Source organism: Aeromicrobium erythreum (genome assembly GCF_001509405.1).
Taxonomy (GTDB): Bacteria; Actinomycetota; Actinomycetes; order Propionibacteriales; family Nocardioidaceae; genus Aeromicrobium; species Aeromicrobium erythreum.
In genome coordinates this window covers 94,202-110,521 of the sequence record NZ_CP011502.1, presented here as the reverse complement: position 1 = coordinate 110,521, position 16,320 = coordinate 94,202, and the positions used below count along the sequence as shown (strand labels likewise).

Genomic DNA, 16,320 nt, shown 5'->3' with positions numbered 1-16,320 from the left:
TCCCCTCAGAACGCCATCGCGCGGTCGACGGCGTCGAGCACACGGTCGAGGTCGGGCAGGAACTCCTCCTCCACCCGACTGGGCGGGTAGGGCAGGTCGTAGCCGGTGACGCGCAGCACCGGCGCCTCGAGGGAGTAGAAGCACTCCTCCTGCACGCGGGCGGCGATCTCGGCGCCGAGGCCGAGCGTGCGCGACGCCTCGTGCACGACGACCGCGCGACCGGTGCGGCGCACGGACTCGTGCACGGGCCCGAGGTCGAGCGGGCTGAGGGTGCGCAGGTCGATCACCTCGAGGTCGACGCCGTCCTCCGCGGCCGCCTCCGCCGACTCCAGGCACGTGCGGACCATCGGCCCGTAGGCGAGCAGGGTGGCGTGGCGACCGTCGCGCACCACCTGCGACGCGTGCAGCGGCGTCGACTCCTGGCCCACCGGCCCCGCGTCCCAGTAGCGACGCTTGGGCTCCATGAACACGACCGGGTCGTCGCTCGCGATCGCCTGCTGGATCATCCAGTACGCGTCGTGGGCGTTCGACGGGCTCACCACGCGCAGCCCCGCCGTCAGGCAGAACTGCGCCTCCGGGCTCTCCGAGTGGTGCTCGACCGCGCCGATGCCGCCGCCGAACGGGATGCGGATGACGGCCGGCATCCGCACGACGCCCTGGCTGCGGGCGTGCAGCTTGGCGACCTGGCTGACGATCTGGTCGTAGGCGGGGTAGACGAAGCCGTCGAACTGGATCTCCACCACCGGCCGATAGCCGCGCAGCATCATGCCGACGGCGGCCCCGACGATGCCCGACTCGCCCAGCGGCGTGTCGATGACCCGGTCGTCACCGAAGTCCTTCTGCAGGCCCTCCGTCACCCGGAAGACGCCGCCGAGCGGGCCGACGTCCTCCCCCATGACGACGACCTTCGGGTCGGCCTCCATGGCGGCCCGCAGACCGGCGTTGATCGCCTTGCCGAGGCTGAGCCGCTGGCCCACCGCCGACGTGCGCTCGCTCGTGGCGGTGCTGGCGCTGGTGCTCATGCCGCACCACCCTCGGTGTCGAAGGAGTCGCGGTACGCGAGGTACTCGGCCTTCTGCGCGGCCAGCTCGGGGTGCGCGTCGGCGTAGACGCCGTCGAACAGCGCTCCGAGGTCGGGCTCGGGCAGGGACCGGCAGGCCTCGCGCAGGTGGGCGCCGAGGTCGTCGGCCTCCGTCTGCAGGTCGGTGAAGAACGACTCGGGCGTGTCGAGCTCGCGCAGGTGGCGCTCCACCCGGGCCAGAGGGTCGCGGTGCCGCCACGCCTCGACCTCCGCCGTGTCGCGGTAGCGGGTCGGGTCGTCGGACGTCGTGTGCGCACCCATGCGGTAGGTGACCGCCTCGACGAGCGTCGGACCCTCGCCGTCGCGGGCCCGCTGCAGCGCGGCCTGCGTGACCGCGTGCACGGCGAGCACGTCGTTGCCGTCGACGCGCACGCCGCCGAAGCCGTAGCCCGCGGCGCGCTGCACGAGCGGGGTGCGGCTCTGGCGCGCGAGCGGCACCGAGATGGCCCAGTGGTTGTTCTGGCAGAAGAACACGACGGGCGCGTTGAACGACGACGCCCACACGAACGCCTCGTGCACGTCGCCCTGGCTGCTGGCCCCGTCGCCGAAGTACGCGAGGGCGGCGGCGTCGCGCGCCGGGTCGCCCGTGCCGACGGCGCCGTCGCGCTGCAGCGCCATGGCGTAGCCGGTGGCGTGCATGGTCTGCGCGCCGATGATGATGCTGTAGAGCGCCATGCCGGTCTCGGCGGGGTCCCAGCCGCCGAGCTCCACGCCGCGGAACAGACCGAGCAGCCTGGCCGGATCGATGCCGCGGCACCAGGCGACGCCGTGCTCGCGGTAGGTCGGGAACGCGAAGTCCTGCGTACGGAGCGCGCGGCCCGAGCCGACCTGGGCGGCCTCCTGGCCCAGGCACTGCGCCCACAGGCCGAGCTCGCCGTGACGCTGCAGCGCGTGCGCCTCGTGGTCGATCCGCCGGACGAGGAGGAGGTCGCGGTACAGCGACCGGATGCTCTCGTCGTCGCCGTCGAAGGCGTAGCGCTCGTGCTCGACACGCCGTCCCTCGGGCGTCAGGAGCTGGACGAGCTCGGTGTCGACGGTGGCCGGCGTGGTCACCGGCCGCACCGTCTCGGGGCCGGGGGTGTGCACGGGTACGGTCATGCGCTGTTCCTCTCGCGTCCGGCGTGGGGTCTCCACGGCGGTGGGGCGGTACGGGACCGATGGCCTGCAGTGGTGGCGCAGACGTCCTGGTCGGGGGCGTGACCGCAGTCACACCTGTCGTCACCGTAGCCGGTCGCAGGGACGACGCCAAGTGCGCGGCTTCCTACACTGGCTCCGTGGACCACCCGGTGATCGTCCTGGCGAGCGACGAGCACGCCTCCCACCTCGACGACGAGTTCCGTCGCTACCACCGCGACTACGACGTCCGCGTCGTGCGCACGTGCGCCGACGCGACCGCGCTGCTCGAGCGGCTGTGCGCCGCCGACCGGCAGATCGCCCTGCTCGTGCAGGACGCCGGCCTCCCCGACGCCGACGTCTGGACGTCGTTCGCCGCGTGGCGGCGCGTCGTCCCGACGGCCCGCCGGCTCGTGACGGTGCCCTGGGAGCGGTTCCTCGAGGAGGGCGCCCGCCTGCGCCCGGGTCTGGCACACGGGAAGTTCGACGCCTTCCTGCTCATGCCCCGCGGCCTGCGCGACGAGGAGTTCCACGCCGCCGTCGTCGAGCTGCTGTCGGACTGGGGCTCCACCGTGGCGCGACCCGAGGTCGAGACCATCCGGCTCGTGTCGAGGCCGGGCAACCCGCTCACCGCGGCCGTCCGCGACTTCGCCCACCGGATGGGTATCCCCGCGGGCGTCCACCACCCCGACAGCGACGTCGGCCGCGAGATCCTGGCCGAGCTCGCCACCACGCGCCAGGAGTCGGGCACGGCCGAGGCGCCGGGCGAGCCGGTGGTGGCGAGCGTCTACCGCGCGCCGTTCGTGGCGACGTCGGTGCGCGAGGTCGCGCAGGCCCTGAACGGCTCCAGCGGGGAGACGGTGCTGACCGACGTGGTCGACGTCGCCGTCGTCGGTGCCGGGCCAGCCGGTCTCGCCACCGCCGTGTACGCGGCCAGCGAGGGCCTCAGCACCGTCGTGCTGGAGGCCGAGGCGGTCGGCGGCCAGGCCGGCACGAGCTCGATGATCCGCAACTACCTCGGCTTCCCGCGAGGCGTGTCGGGCATGCGGCTCGCGCAGCGCGCCCGCAACCAAGCAGTCCGCTTCGGCGCACGCTTCCTCACCGGCTGGGAGGTCGACGCGCTGCAGCCGTGCGACGCGTCGCTGGCCCACGACGAGCGCGAGCACGTGCTCACCACACCCGGCGGCGGGCACGTGCGGGCGCGCTCCGTCGTCATCGCGACGGGTGTCGCCTACCGCCACCTGGGCGTCGCGTCGGTCGAGGAGCTCGTGGGTCGCGGCGTGTACTACGGGTCCGCGATGACGGCGGCCCCGGAGGTCGAGGGCCAGCCCGTCGTCGTGGTCGGCGGCGGCAACTCCGCCGGCCAGGCGGCGATCCACCTCGCCCGCTTCGCGTCGTCGGTGACGATCGTGGTCCGCCGCGACCTCACCGAGACGATGTCGCAGTACCTCATCGACGAGCTGCGCTGGAACGAGCGCGTCCACGTGCGGGTCGGCGTCGAGGTGGTCGACGGCGGCGGCGCGGGCCTGCTCGAGTGGCTCGACCTGCGCACGAACGCGTCGGGCGAGGTCGAGCGCGTGCCGGCCGCGGGCCTGTTCCTCCTGCTCGGCGCCCGGCCGACCTGCGGCTGGCTGCCCCCGACGGTCGCGCGCGACCCGCGCGGCTTCGTGCTCACCGGCCGCGACGTGCCCAAGGAGGCCTGGCTCGGCCCGGGCGGCGTGCCCGGCCCGTGGGCCTCCGACGCGATCGTCCCGCCCGACACCCTGGCCACCACCGCACCCGGCGTGTTCGCCGTGGGCGACATCCGCTCCGGCTCCATGAAGCGCGTCGCCTCCGCCAGCGGCGAGGGCGCGTCGGTCGTGCCGTTGATCCACGCCTGGCTGGCGCCCTGATCCTGGGGTGGGGTCTCGGCCTGCGGCTGCGTGGGCTGCGGTGGGTCTCGACCTGCGTCCCGAGAAGCCCCGACCGGCGGTGGGCGCGGGGCGGCTCCGCTCCCGGGGCTCCACTCCCCTTGGCGGTGGGTTCTCCACCGCATGGGGCGCGCGACCCCTCCGGCGGTGGGTTCTCCACCGTCCCAGCGCCGAGAAGGTGGGATTCTCACCGCTGAGGGGGCGCGGTGGGCTCTCCACCGTGCGATCGGTGGATCATCAACCGCAGGAGCGGCTCTGCGGTTGCTCAGCCACCGATCCGCGCCCACAGCGCCCAGCGGTGGATCCTCAACCTGAAGAGCACTCCTGCGGTTGCCCCGCCACCGATGGGCAGCCGCAGGCCCAGACGCTACCGTCCCGTCAGGTGGCGCGCGGCGACGTCGAGGAGGCGCTCGTTGGCCGACGTCGTGCCGACGCTGACCCGCACGCCGCCGCCGTCCGCCACCGCGCCCGGGAAGGGGCGGACCGCGACGGGCCAGAAGGCCTCGGCGAGCTGCGGGCCCTGGTCCGACGGCAGCCACACGAAGTTCGCCTGGCTGTCGGGCAGGGTCCAGCCCTGGGCGCGCAGGCCCTCCAGCAGCAGCGCGCGACCCTGCACGACCTCCTCGACGCGGGCGGCGAGCTCGTCGGCGGCGTCCAGCGACGCCACCGCGGCAGCCTGCGCGACGTCGCTGACGCTGAACGGGGGCGTCGCCTTGCGGACGGCCGCGGCGACGTCGGGGTGGCCGACGAGGTAGCCGACGCGCAGCCCCGCGAGCCCGTAGGCCTTCGAGAAGGTGCGCAGCACCAGCACGTTGTCGAAGCGGGCCTGCAGGTCGAGGCCCCGCGCGGCGTCGGGGTCGCGGACGAACTCGACGTACGCCTCGTCGACCACCACGAGCACCGACGACGGCAGGGCGGCGACGAACCGCTCCAGCTCGTCGTGCCGCACCACGGGACCGGTCGGGTTGTTGGGCGTGCACACCACGACCACGCGCGTGCGGTCGGTGACGGCGGCGGCCATCGCGTCGAGGTCGTGGGTGTGGTCGGCACGCAGCGGCACCGTCACGTGCGTGGCGCCCGTGACGGTGACGGCGATCGGGTACGCCTCGAACGAGCGCCACGCCGTCACGACCTCGTCGCCCGGGCCGCAGTACGCGTCGAGCAGCGAGAACAGCACCGCCACCGAGCCGGTGCCGGCGGCGAACGTGTCCTCCGGGCGCGACAGGTGCCGCGACAGCGCCGCGTGCAGCCGCGCGACCCCGGCGTCGGGGTAGCGGTTGATGCGCGCCAGCTCGGCCGCGGCCCGCTCCACGACGCCCGGCAGGGGCGGGAACGGGTTCTCGTTGCTCGACAGCTTCAGCTCGTCGTGCTCCGCGGGCCGACCGGCCTTGTACCCGGGGATCGCGTCGAACACGGGACGGGGCGAGGGGACGGTCATGGGCCCGAGCGTAAGCCCCCCGCCTCCCGGCTCGACCCGCCGACGTCCCCGGCACCGCAGGCCACGATGATGCTGCCGTGAGCCTCTCCGAGCAGCGTGTCGTGCGGTCGCCCCTGGTCGGGTACGCGCTCGTCCTCACGGCCGCCGTCCTGTTCGGCCTCAACGCGGGCGCGTCGCGCATCCCCCTGCGCTCCGGCACCGACGAGGCGACGTTCACGACCGTCCGCATCACGGCCGCCCTCGTCGTGCTGGTGGTCGTCGCGCTCGTGGTCGACCGGCGCGCGCTGCGCCTGCCGACGCTGCGCCGCCTCCCCCTGCTCCTGGGCCTCGGCGTGCTGGGCATCGCGGGGCTCCAGGGCTTCTACAACGTCGCCATCAACCGCCTGCCGCTCGGCATCGCCCTGCTGCTGGAGTACACGGGCCCCGTCCTGGTCGTGCTGTGGGTGCGGTTCGCCCGACGCCGTCCCGTGCACGCACGGATGTGGCCGGCGCTGGGCCTCACCCTCGCCGGGCTGGCCGTCGTGAGCCAGGTGTGGTCCGGGCTCGCGTTCGACGGCCTCGGCGTCGCCGCGGCGCTGCTGGCGGCGGTCTGCTTCGCGAGCTACTTCCTGCTCGGCGAGGACGACGGGGTGTCCGCGGACCCGCTCCACCACATCGTCTGGGCGTTCGCCCTCGCCGCCGTCCTCATGAACGTCGTCGCACCCGTGTGGCGGGCCGACGCGCTCGGCGCCGACGCCTCGATGCTCGGCCGGCTCGACGACCTCACCGTCCCGGCCTGGGCGGCGATGGCGTGGATCGTGCTGCTCGGCACCGTCACCCCGTTCTTCCTCCTGCTGCTCGCCCTGCGGGCCCTCCCGGCGACCGTGGTCAGCGTCGTCGCGATGCTCGAGCCGGTGGTCGCGTCGCTCGTCGGGTGGGGCTGGTACGCCGAGTCGCTCACGGCGGTGCAGCTCGGCGGCGTCGCCATGGTGCTCCTCGGCATCGTGCTGGCGCAGACCGCACGGCGCGACCCGCACCCCGACGAGCTGCCACCGCTCACCTGACGCGGAACGCGTTCCGGCGCACGTCGCGCCGACGTCGCGCACGCTGCCATGATCGACGCATGCTCTCCCGACTTCTGACCTCCTGGGTGCTCGGTGCCGCGGCCCTCGCGACCGCCGCGTGGCTGCTCGGCACGCACATGAGCATCGGCACCGCGACCGACACGACCTCCGAACGGCTCATCACGCTGGCGGTGGTCGCCGCGATCTTCGCCGTCGTCAACACGTTCGTCGCCCCGGTGATCAAGCTGCTCTCGCTGCCCTTCATCATCCTCACCCTGGGCCTGCTGCTGGTCGTCATCAACGCCGTCCTGCTGCTCCTGACGTCGCGCATCGCCGACGCCCTGAACGCGCCGTTCTTCATCGACGGCTTCGGCTGGGCCGTGCTGGCCTCGATCGTCATCTCCGTCGTCAACGCCGTGCTCGGCTCGTTCGCGGAGGACTGAGCCGTGGCCGACGCACCCCTGCGCCTCGAGGTGACCTGCCTGGGCAACATCTGCCGCTCGCCGATGGCCCACGTCGTGCTCGAGCAGCGACTCGCCGACGCCGGGCTCGCCGACGACGTCGTCGTCACCTCCTCCGGCACGGGCGGCTGGCACGAGGGCGAGGCGATGGACGAGCGCGCGGCCGCCGCCCTGCGCGACGCGGGCTACGACCCGAGCCGGCACCGGGCGCGCACCTTCACGCGCGACACCTACGCCGAGACCGACCTGATGCTCGCGATGGACGCCAGCAACCTCGCCGACATGACCGACCTCGCCCCGACCGTCGCCGACGCCGGCCGCGTGCGGATGTTCCGGTCCTTCGACCCGGAGGCCACCGAGGGCGACGAGGAGGTCGACGACCCCTGGTACGGCGGGCCGGAGGGCTTCCAGCGCGTGCTGGCCGTCGTGGAGCGCACCAGCGACGCGATCGTCGCCGCCGTGCCCCGGCTCCGCGCCGAGGCCACGGGGTAACCTCGCGGCCATGGCACGGATGACGGGGACGGCAGCGCGCGCGGAGGCGCTCATCGGGCACGGGGTGGTCGCGACGACCCCCGTGGCGGGTGGCGACATCTGCACGACCACGCGGCTGCGCCTCAGCGACGGACGCGTCGCGGTCATCAAGACCCGCCCCCAGGCACCGGCCGGCTTCTTCGCCCGCGAGGCCGCCGGACTGCGCTGGCTCGCCGAGGTCGAGGGCGGCGCGAAGGTGCCCGAGCTGCTCGGTGCCGACGACGACTGCGTCGTGCTGGCCTGGGTCGAGCCCGGCAAGCCCACCGTGGAGGCCGCCGAGCGGTTCGGCCAGGCGCTGGCGCGCACCCACGCGGCGGGCGCGCCGACCTTCGGCGCCGACGTCGACGGCTACATCGGCCTCGCCCCGCTGCCGAACCGGCCGCTCGAGACCTGGCCGGAGTTCTACGCGTCGCGGCGCGTCATGCCCTACGTGCGGGCCGCCGTGCAGCGCCGGGCGCTCACCGCGGAGCAGGCCGCCACCATCGAGCGCACGATGAGCCGCATCCACGACGTCGCCGGGCCTGCCGAGCCACCCGCCCGCATCCACGGCGACCTGTGGTCGGGCAACGTCGTCTGGGGCACCGACGGCGACGCCTGGCTCATCGACCCCGCCGCCCACGGCGGCCACCGCGAGACAGACCTCGCCATGCTGGCGCTGTTCGGCCTGCCGCACCTGCAGCGCGTGCTGGAGTCCTACGACGACGCAGCACCACTGGCCGACGGTTGGCGCGGCCGTGTGCCGCTGCACCAGCTGCACCCCCTGCTCGTGCACGCCGTGCTGTTCGGCGGCACCTACGGCGCCCGCGCGGCCGCCGCCGCGAAGGCCGCGCTCGAGCCGCCGGCCGACTGACACCGCCGCGCGCGTCGGGCCACGCTCTCAGCGCACGCACAGGGGCGTTCGGCACACTGGGGCCATGCGCATCCTGGTGGTCGACGACGACCGCGCCGTCCGCGACTCGCTGCGGCGCTCCCTGGAGTTCAACGGGTACACGGTCGAGCTGGCGTCCGACGGGGCCGAGGCGCTCGCCGTCGTGCCCCGCACCGACCCCGACATCATCGTCATGGACGTGATGATGCCCCGGCTCGACGGCCTCGAGGCCACCCGCGCGCTGCGCAGCGCCGGCAACGACGTGCCCATCCTCGTCCTCACCGCGCGCGACGCCGTGAGCGACCGGGTCGACGGGCTCGACGCCGGCGCCGACGACTACCTCACCAAGCCGTTCGCGCTCGACGAGCTGCTGGCACGGGTGCGCGCGCTGATGCGGCGCTCCGCCCGCCAGGCCGCGCTCGAGGCCGACGAGCAGCCGCTGGAGTTCGCCGACCTGACGCTGGACCCCGTGACCCGCGACGTCACCCGCGGTGGCCGGGCCATCTCGCTCACGCGCACGGAGTTCGCGCTGCTCGAGCTGTTCATGCAGCGACCCAAGCGCGTGCTCGAGCGCTCGTTCATCCTCGAGGAGGTGTGGGGCTTCGACTTCCCCACCACCGCCAACTCCCTCGAGGTGTACGTCGGCTACGTCCGACGCAAGCTCGAGGCCGAGGGCGAGCCGCGGCTCCTGCACACCGTCCGCGGCGTCGGGTACGTGCTGCGCGAGACGCCGCCCTGATGAGCGAGCCGGACCGGACGGACGCCCCTGACGGGCGTCCGGGGGTCATGGACGCCGCTCGCCGGCGTATCCACCCCTTCACGGCGCGCGCCTCGCTCGCGCTGCGCGTCGCGCTGCTCACCACCGGCGCGGTCGCCGCGGTGCTGGCCGTGGCGAGCGCGACGGTCTACATCACCGTGCGCGCCGAGCTCGAGGACTCCCTCGACGCCTCGCTGATCAAGCGGGCCGACGCCGCGGTCGCGGCCGGCTACTCGCCGTCGACGATGTCGACGGCCGACACCGACCTGCTCGCCGTCTTCGGCATCCGCTTCATCTCGGTCGAGGGCGGGCGCATCTTCACCCGGCAGACGCAGACGAACGTGCCCTTCGACGAGCGCGAGATCCAGGTGTCGCTGGGCGAGGAGAAGACGTCGCAGCGGACGGCGCGCATCGCCGGCGTGCCCTACCGGATCGTCGCGGTGCAGGCCGGTCCCGGGCAGGCGCTGGTGCTGGCGCAGTCGATGGAGTCGACGCAGCGGTCGCTGGAACGGCTGAAGGTGATCCTCCTGCTCACCAGCGCGGTCGGCATCCTCGTCGCGGGCGTGGCCGGATGGGTGGTCGCCACCAACGGTCTGCGGCCGGTCCGCCGGCTCACCGCCGCGACCGAGCGGGTCGCCCGCACGGCGCAGCTGGAGCCGATCGAGGTCACCGGCTCCGAGCACGACGAGCTCGCCCGCCTGACCTCCTCGTTCAACCAGATGATGCTGGCGCTCGACGCGTCGCAGCAGCGTCAGCGCCAGCTCGTGGCCGACGCGGGGCACGAGCTGCGCACCCCGCTCACGAGCCTGCGCACCAACATCGAGCTGCTCGGCCAGGCCACGGAGCGCTCCGACCGCGAGCTCAGCATCGAGCAGCGGCGCGAGATCATGGACGACGTCCGCGCCCAGCTCGGCGAGCTCACGACGCTCGTCGGCGACCTCGTGGAGCTCGCCCGCGACGAGCCACTGCACCGCGCGCCCGAGCCCCTCGACCTCGTCGACGTGGTCGAGCAGGCTGTCGAGCGGGTGCGCCCGCGGGCCGGTGGTCTCGTGCTCGACGTGCGGCTGGAGCACTGGGACGTCATCGGCGAGGCGCACGTGCTCGAGCGGGCCGTGACCAACCTGCTCGACAACGCGGTGAAGTGGAGCCCCGAGGGCGGGACGGTCACCGTGCGACTGCGCGACGGCGTCCTCACGGTCCGCGACGAGGGTCCCGGCATCGCGGCGGAGGACCTGCCGCACGTCTTCGAGCGGTTCTTCCGCTCCACCGAGGCGCGCACGATGCCCGGCTCGGGCCTCGGGCTGTCGATCGTGCACCAGGCCGCCGTGCGCCACGGCGGGTCGGTGCGCGCGGAGTCGCCCCCGTCGGGCGGCACGGTCGTCACCTTCGAGCTGCCGGCGGCGGACGCCTCCCCCGCCTGAGCCACACCGACTGGCGTGCCAGGACGGACGCAGGGTTCTTCCGTGCCTCACACGTGCCGCTCAGCGGGGTCTCAGCGATCGGGGAGAATGTTGTCCCATGACCGACCAGAACGATCCCTTCGCCGATCGCCCGTACACGCCGCCGACGCAGCGCGGTGACGGCGACGCCTCCTCCCCCGGTGCGGAGGGGACCTCCGAGCAGGCCCCGCAGGGGGCCGCGGACCACACGCCGTCCGGCACCCCGGCCGACCACGAGCCCACGGTGCAGACCCCGGTCGGTGAGCACCCCCACCCCACCGTCGAGCAGCCGGCAGCGGCCCGCCCCGACGAGCAGCCGACGACACCGCAGCCGGCCGCCACCCCCGTCCCCCCGGAGTACGCGCACCGCTACGAGGCACCTGCCGCCCCCCAGGCCGCTGCCCCGGCCGGCGAGCCGACGGTCGTGCTCCCCGGCGGTGGCGCCGGCGCGGTGCCTCCGGCGTTCGTCGCCCAGGAGGCGGCGCCCGCGCCCAAGCCGCGCCGCAGGGGCACGCGCCTCGTGGCCGCGGCCGCGGCGGTCGTCCTGCTGGGCGCCGCCGGCGGTGCCGGCGGGTCCGCGCTGTACGACCAGCTCAGCGGCGACTCCGGCACCAGCCCGGTGGTCAGCTCGCTCGACTCCGACAGCGGCAGCGGCGACGCGCAGGCCACGAGCGGCCAGGTCGAGAAGGTCGCGAAGGCCGTGCTCCCGTCGGTCGTGCAGATCAACGTCGCGGGTGGCAGCGAGGCCGGCTCCGGCACGGGCATCATCATCAGCAGCAACGGCAACATCCTCACGAACAACCACGTCGTCGAGGCGGCCGCGCAGCAGGGCACCATCACGGTGGCCTTCAGCGACGGCACCACGTCGTCGGCCCAGATCGTCGGCCGCGACCCCAAGACCGACCTCGCCGTCGTGAAGGTCGACCGCACCGGCCTGACGCCCGCGACGTTCGGCAAGTCCTCCGACCTCGCGGTCGGCGAGGAGGTCGTCGCGATCGGCTCGCCGTTCGGCCTCGAGAGCACCGTGACCAGCGGCATCGTCAGCGCGCTCAACCGGCCCGTCTCGTCCTCCGACGGCACCGGCCAGAACACGACGGTGTTCCCCGCGGTCCAGACCGACGCGGCCATCAACCCCGGCAACTCCGGCGGGCCGCTCGTCGACCTCGAGGGCCGGGTCGTGGGCATCAACTCCGCGATCCGCTCGGGCGGCACGACGTCGGCCAGCGCCGGCTCGATCGGCCTCGGCTTCGCCATCCCGATCGACCTCGCCAAGAGCGTCGCGGACCAGCTGGTCAAGGGTGAGCAGGTCGAGCACGCGCTCATCGGCGTGACCGTCCGGCCCGCCGTCTCCAACGACGAGATCACCGGCATCGGCGCCGAGATCACCGAGGTCAACCCCGACAGCCCCGGCGCGAAGGCGGGCCTGGAGCGCGGCGACATCGTCACCGCCATCAACAACCAGCCCGTGGGCAGCTCCGACGCCCTCGTGGCCGGCATCCGCGGCTACCGTCCGGGCGAGCAGGTGACGCTGACCTACCTGCGCGACGGCAAGAAGGCCGAGACCCAGGTGACGCTGGCCTCCGACGGCGGAGCCACGGCCGACTGACCTCGGCCCACCGACCGGCGGCACCCCCCGGCCGCCCCGACCTCCCTGGACGCCCGGCACCGGCGTCCGGGGAGGTCTTCTCCTTCCTGGCCGGACGTCCGCGGCGGCGGCAGGATCTGGCAGGACGATGTCCGGATCCCGCGCGACACGGGCCGCGCCGCGGTCCTAGCGTGGTGCGGTGACCAGCTCCCCCACCGCGCCCCCCGCACCGTCGACGTCGACCGAGCGCGACTGGTCGCTCGCGGCGATGGGCGTCACGGTGCTGCTGTGGGCGTCGGCGTTCGTCGGCATCCGCGCGGTCGCCGACGTCTTCGAGCCGGGCCCGCTGAGCCTCGGCCGCCTGCTCGTCGGCGCGCTCGCGCTGGTGGTCCTGGCCCGACCATGGCGGCACCGCCTCCCGCACGGGCGGACGCTGGCGCTCGTCGTGGTCTACGGCGTGCTCTGGTTCGGCGCGTACAACGTGGCGCTGAACGCGGGCGAGACGTACCTCGACGCCGGGACCGCGGCGCTCGTGGTGAACATCGGCCCGATCCTCATCGCGCTGCTCGCCGGCATCGTGCTCAAGGAGGGCTTCCCGCGACCCCTCGTCGTCGGCATGGCGGTGGCGTTCGCCGGCGTCGTGCTCATCGCCACCAGCACCCGCCACGACACGTCGGTGCAGACGGCGAGCACGACCGGCGTGCTGCTGTGCGTGCTCGCGGCCGTCCTGTACGCGGTCGGCGCGCTCACCCAGAAGCCCACGCTGCGGACCGTCGCGCCGGCGATGTCGGTGTGGATGGCGTGCACCATCGGCGCCGTCGTCTGCCTGCCGTTCGCGCCGGCCCTCGTCGACCAGGTGGGGTCGGCGTCGGCGGGCGACGTCGCGTGGCTCGTGTACCTGGGCGTCTTCCCGACCGCCATCGGGTTCACGACGTGGTCGTACGCCCTGCGCCGGCTGTCCGCGGGACAGGTCGCGTCGACGACCTACCTCGTGCCGGCCGTGGCGACGCTGATCTCCTGGGTGCTGCTCGGCGAGGTGCCGGCGCCGCTCGCCTTCGTCGGCGGGGCGCTGTGCCTGCTCGGCGTGGCCATCACCCGGCTGCGACGTCGAGGTGCGGCGACGTCGTGACGACCGCAGGGTGGGGGCATGACGAACATCAAGGTCGGTGACCGGGTCAGCTGGGACAGCCCCCAGGGACGTACGCAGGGCAAGGTCGTGGAGCGCAAGACCAAGGACTTCCAGCTCGACGGCCAGCAGTGGCGGGCCAGCGAGGACGAGCCCAAGCTCGTCGTCGAGAGCGAGAAGACCGGCGCCAAGGCGGCCCACGAGCCGTCGGCGCTGAACAAGCTCAAGAGCTGAGTCCGCCGGGTCCGCAGACCCACCGGTCCACGGCGAGGTCACGCAGCACGTCGGAGCGAGGACGACCACGGCCCTGTCACCATCGGGGCATGAAGACGTCGCTGCGACTCCTCCTGCTGCTGCCCCTCCTCGTGCTCGGAGCATGCTCGGACGTCGGGTCCGCCGTCGACGACGTCGCGTCGTCGGCCGGCACCCGGGCCGGGTGCGAGGTCGCCGGCCGGGCCGTGGACGAGGGCCGCGGACTGGTCGACCGGGTCGGTCAGGAGATCAGCGGCGACGCCGCCGGCGTGCGCCGTGAGCTTGCCGCAGCCGGCACCGCGATCGAGGCCGCCGCACCCACGCTGACAGGCGAGGTCCGCGCCCTGGTCGACCGGGCCGCGGCGGCGCTGTCGACCCTGCGCGACGAGGCCGAGTCGGCCGCTGCCGGCAGCGCCGTCGACGAACGGGCCGTCCAGGCTGCACAGTCGGAGTACGACCGCGCCTCCGACCAGCTCCGGTCCCTCTGCTGAGCCCTCGACCCGCGCCGCACGATCCGCCCGCGCCTCGGTGGGGGTTCAGGTCTCCCACGTGACCTCAGGAGACCCGCGTCGGTGGCAGGACGTTTCGTGTCATCGACGCTGGATCTCCAGGGTTCGCGGGAAACAGTCAGCCCAGGAGGTCGAGGACGAGGTCGCGCAGGATCGCGAACCCGCGCTGGGTGAGCACCGACTCGGCGTGGAACTGGATGCCGTGGAAGTGCGGACCGGCCACGTGGTGGATGTCGCCGGTCGCCTCCTCGCGCTCGACCGTGACGCCCGGGGGCAGCCCCGCGGCACCGACGCGCGCGACGAACGTGTTGTAGAAGCCGACCGTCTCGGGTCGCCCGAGCACGTCGAGGCGCGCCTGCGTGCCCTGGAAGACGATGTCCTTGAACCCGAGCTCGAGGCCGAGGTTGCGGCTCAGCACCTGGTGGCCGAGGCACACGGCGAGGAACGGCTGCTCCGACGCCAGCAGGCCGACGACCACGTCGTCGACGACGGCGATCTTCGCGTCGCCGACGTCGCGCGGGTCGCCGGGGCCGGGACCGACCACCACGAGGTCGTACTCCTCGAGCGAGCGGCCGGAGCCGACCCAGTCGGCGTACGTGTCGTGGCGGACGACGTCGGTGGTCATGCCCAGCACGCCGAAGACGTGCGACAGCATGTTGACGAAGTCGTCCTCGCCGTCGACGACCACGACGCGACGGCCCTGCAGCGACGGCTCCGGCGCGGCGCCGGACTGGTCGGACAGCCAGAACTGGCTCAGCCGCGCGTTGCGCTCCCCGAGCGCGATCAGCACGTCGTCCTCACGCGTGAACGCGTCGAAGCCCTCGACCGGCCCGGACGCAGGGGTGGGGGCGTCGACCAAGCCGAACGCGCTGAGCACGCCCGACGCCTTCGCCCAGGTCTCGGCCGTCTCGTAGTCGGGGTCGGAGTCGCGCACCAGCGTCGCGCCGGCCGTGACCTTGAGGTTGCCGTCGAGGTCGACGTCGGCGGTCCGGATGAGGATGGGGGCGTCGGCACGCTGCGAGCCCTGGGCGTCGCGGCCGACGAGCGCGGCCACCGACGCGTAGTAGCCGCGGCCGTGCTCCTCGTACTGCTCGATGAGCCGGCACGCGTTCTCGACCGGGCTGCCGGTGACGGTCGCCGCGAACATCGAGTCGCGCAGCACGTCGCGCACGTCGCGGTCGGTGCGACCGGCCAGCAGGTACTCGGTGTGCACGAGGTGGCTCATCGGCTTGAGGTACGGGCCCAGGACGAGGCCACCCTCGTGGCAGATGTCGCACATCATCTTGAGCTCCTCGTCGACGACCATGAAGAGCTCGTAGATCTCCTTCTCGTCGCGCAGGAACTCCAGCAGGGCCGACGTCTTCTCGGCGTGCGTGGTGAGGCCCTTGGTGCGGAACGTGCCGCTGATCGGGTTCATCCGCACCTGGCCGGCCTCGACGCTCACGTGCCGCTCGGGGCTCGCGCCGACGAGGTAGCGGTCGCCGGTGAAGATGAGGAAGGTCCAGAAGGCGCCACGCTCCCGCTCGAGCAGGCGGCGGAAGACGGCGAGCGCGGCGTCGTGGCCCCAGTCGGCGATCTTCGCGCGGTAGTGGCGGCCGACGACGAGGTTCGCGCCCTCGCCCCGGCCGATCTCGTCGTCGATGATCTGGCGCACCATCGACGCGTAGTCGGCGTCGGAGGTCTCGAACCCGCCGCGGTCCTCCAGCTCGACGCCGCCGTCGGGCAGCGTCGGGAGGAGGTCGGCGAGCGGCAGCTCGTGCAGCACGTCGGCGCGGACGACGCGCAACGGCGTGCCGTCGTCGTGCGCGGCGAACCCGCGCTCGCGCGCCTGGCGGAACGGCACGAGCACCAGGTGGTCCCAGGTGGGTCCGTCGGAGGGGACCCCGGCCGCGAGCGGGACGTCGGCGAGGTTCTCGACGTCCTCGTAGGCGCCGCCGACCAGGGTCACCGTGTCGCTGTCGCGCACCCGGATGAGGGCGAACGCGGGCTGCTGCTGGAGCTCGCTGACGAGCGGGTGGGTCATGGGTGAGTCCTTCGGGTCGCCTCGGCCGCGCCGGGACGGAGAACGCCCAGACCACTCGGCTGAGGGGTCTGGGCGTGGGGTCGCGTGACAGGCCTCCTCTACGAGAGAGGACGCCACCAGCGGATGACCAGGGTGTGGTCGCAGCGCGATGTCACGGTCGCAGCCTAGCGCCTTGAGCGAGTGA

Annotated in this window: 15 protein-coding genes; 11 read left to right on the top strand and 4 right to left on the bottom strand. The window is 73.7% G+C overall.

From position 1 onward, the window contains the following. Positions 1-5: 5 nt before the first annotated feature. Positions 6-1,022 (bottom strand): alpha-ketoacid dehydrogenase subunit beta, encoded by a 1,017-nt coding sequence (locus Aeryth_RS00520; protein WP_067853195.1) that lies wholly within the window; start codon positions 1,020-1,022, stop codon positions 6-8. Beyond that, positions 1,019-2,179 (bottom strand): pyruvate dehydrogenase (acetyl-transferring) E1 component subunit alpha, encoded by a 1,161-nt coding sequence (pdhA, locus tag Aeryth_RS00515; RefSeq protein WP_067853193.1) that lies wholly within the window; start codon positions 2,177-2,179, stop codon positions 1,019-1,021. The genes Aeryth_RS00520 and pdhA overlap by 4 nt, the downstream gene beginning before the upstream one ends. A gap of 176 nt (positions 2,180-2,355) precedes the next feature. Between pdhA and Aeryth_RS00510 the strand changes: the two genes are divergently transcribed. Continuing rightward, entirely contained in the window at positions 2,356-4,086 is a 1,731-nt protein-coding gene (locus Aeryth_RS00510; RefSeq protein WP_067853189.1) for an NAD(P)/FAD-dependent oxidoreductase, read from the top strand. 385 nt (positions 4,087-4,471) lie between these two features. Here the strand turns inward: Aeryth_RS00510 and hisC are convergent, their stop codons facing one another. Further along, entirely contained in the window at positions 4,472-5,542 is a 1,071-nt protein-coding gene (gene hisC / locus Aeryth_RS00505; RefSeq protein ID WP_067853186.1) for a histidinol-phosphate transaminase, read from the bottom strand. A gap of 77 nt (positions 5,543-5,619) precedes the next feature. Between hisC and Aeryth_RS00500 the strand changes: the two genes are divergently transcribed. The 10 genes from Aeryth_RS00500 (at position 5,620) to Aeryth_RS00455 (ending at position 14,095) form a co-directional block, all read left to right on the top strand. After that, positions 5,620-6,585, top strand: a complete 966-nt coding sequence (locus tag Aeryth_RS00500; protein WP_067853183.1) for an EamA family transporter — start codon at positions 5,620-5,622, stop codon at positions 6,583-6,585. 59 nt (positions 6,586-6,644) lie between these two features. Continuing rightward, positions 6,645-7,028 carry a phage holin family protein gene (locus tag Aeryth_RS00495; protein WP_067853181.1) on the top strand — a complete coding sequence of 128 codons (384 nt, stop codon included), beginning with the start codon at positions 6,645-6,647 and terminating at the stop codon, positions 7,026-7,028. A 3-nt stretch (positions 7,029-7,031) separates the two neighbouring features. Next, complete coding sequence (locus Aeryth_RS00490) at positions 7,032-7,538, top strand: low molecular weight protein-tyrosine-phosphatase (RefSeq protein ID WP_144433611.1); 507 nt, start codon at positions 7,032-7,034, stop codon at positions 7,536-7,538. A 10-nt stretch (positions 7,539-7,548) separates the two neighbouring features. Next, a complete protein-coding gene (locus tag Aeryth_RS00485; protein ID WP_067853178.1) occupies positions 7,549-8,427 on the top strand; it encodes a fructosamine kinase family protein in 879 nt (292 codons plus the stop codon). Positions 8,428-8,491: 64 nt separating this feature from the next. Beyond that, the gene (locus Aeryth_RS00480) at positions 8,492-9,184 is read left to right on the top strand and encodes a response regulator transcription factor (protein ID WP_067853175.1); all 693 of its coding nucleotides are present in this window, start codon (positions 8,492-8,494) and stop codon (positions 9,182-9,184) included. Further along, entirely contained in the window at positions 9,184-10,623 is a 1,440-nt protein-coding gene (locus Aeryth_RS00475; RefSeq protein ID WP_236749783.1) for a sensor histidine kinase, read from the top strand. The genes Aeryth_RS00480 and Aeryth_RS00475 overlap by 1 nt, the downstream gene beginning before the upstream one ends. Before the next feature lie 97 nt (positions 10,624-10,720). Further along, complete coding sequence (locus Aeryth_RS00470; protein WP_067853172.1) at positions 10,721-12,247, top strand: S1C family serine protease; 1,527 nt, start codon at positions 10,721-10,723, stop codon at positions 12,245-12,247. Between the two features lie 178 nt (positions 12,248-12,425). Continuing rightward, the gene (locus Aeryth_RS00465) at positions 12,426-13,355 is read left to right on the top strand and encodes a DMT family transporter (RefSeq protein WP_236749782.1); all 930 of its coding nucleotides are present in this window, start codon (positions 12,426-12,428) and stop codon (positions 13,353-13,355) included. A gap of 18 nt (positions 13,356-13,373) precedes the next feature. After that, a complete protein-coding gene (locus Aeryth_RS00460; RefSeq protein WP_067853169.1) occupies positions 13,374-13,586 on the top strand; it encodes a hypervirulence associated TUDOR domain-containing protein in 213 nt (70 codons plus the stop codon). A gap of 89 nt (positions 13,587-13,675) precedes the next feature. Next, positions 13,676-14,095 carry a hypothetical protein gene (locus tag Aeryth_RS00455; RefSeq protein WP_067853166.1) on the top strand — a complete coding sequence of 140 codons (420 nt, stop codon included), beginning with the start codon at positions 13,676-13,678 and terminating at the stop codon, positions 14,093-14,095. 136 nt (positions 14,096-14,231) lie between these two features. Here Aeryth_RS00455 and Aeryth_RS00450 read toward each other — a convergent pair whose 3' ends face one another. Then, on the bottom strand, positions 14,232-16,136 hold the full coding sequence (locus Aeryth_RS00450; RefSeq protein WP_067853163.1) for a chorismate-binding protein: 1,905 nt from the start codon (positions 16,134-16,136) through the stop codon (positions 14,232-14,234). Positions 16,137-16,320: the final 184 nt, after the last annotated feature.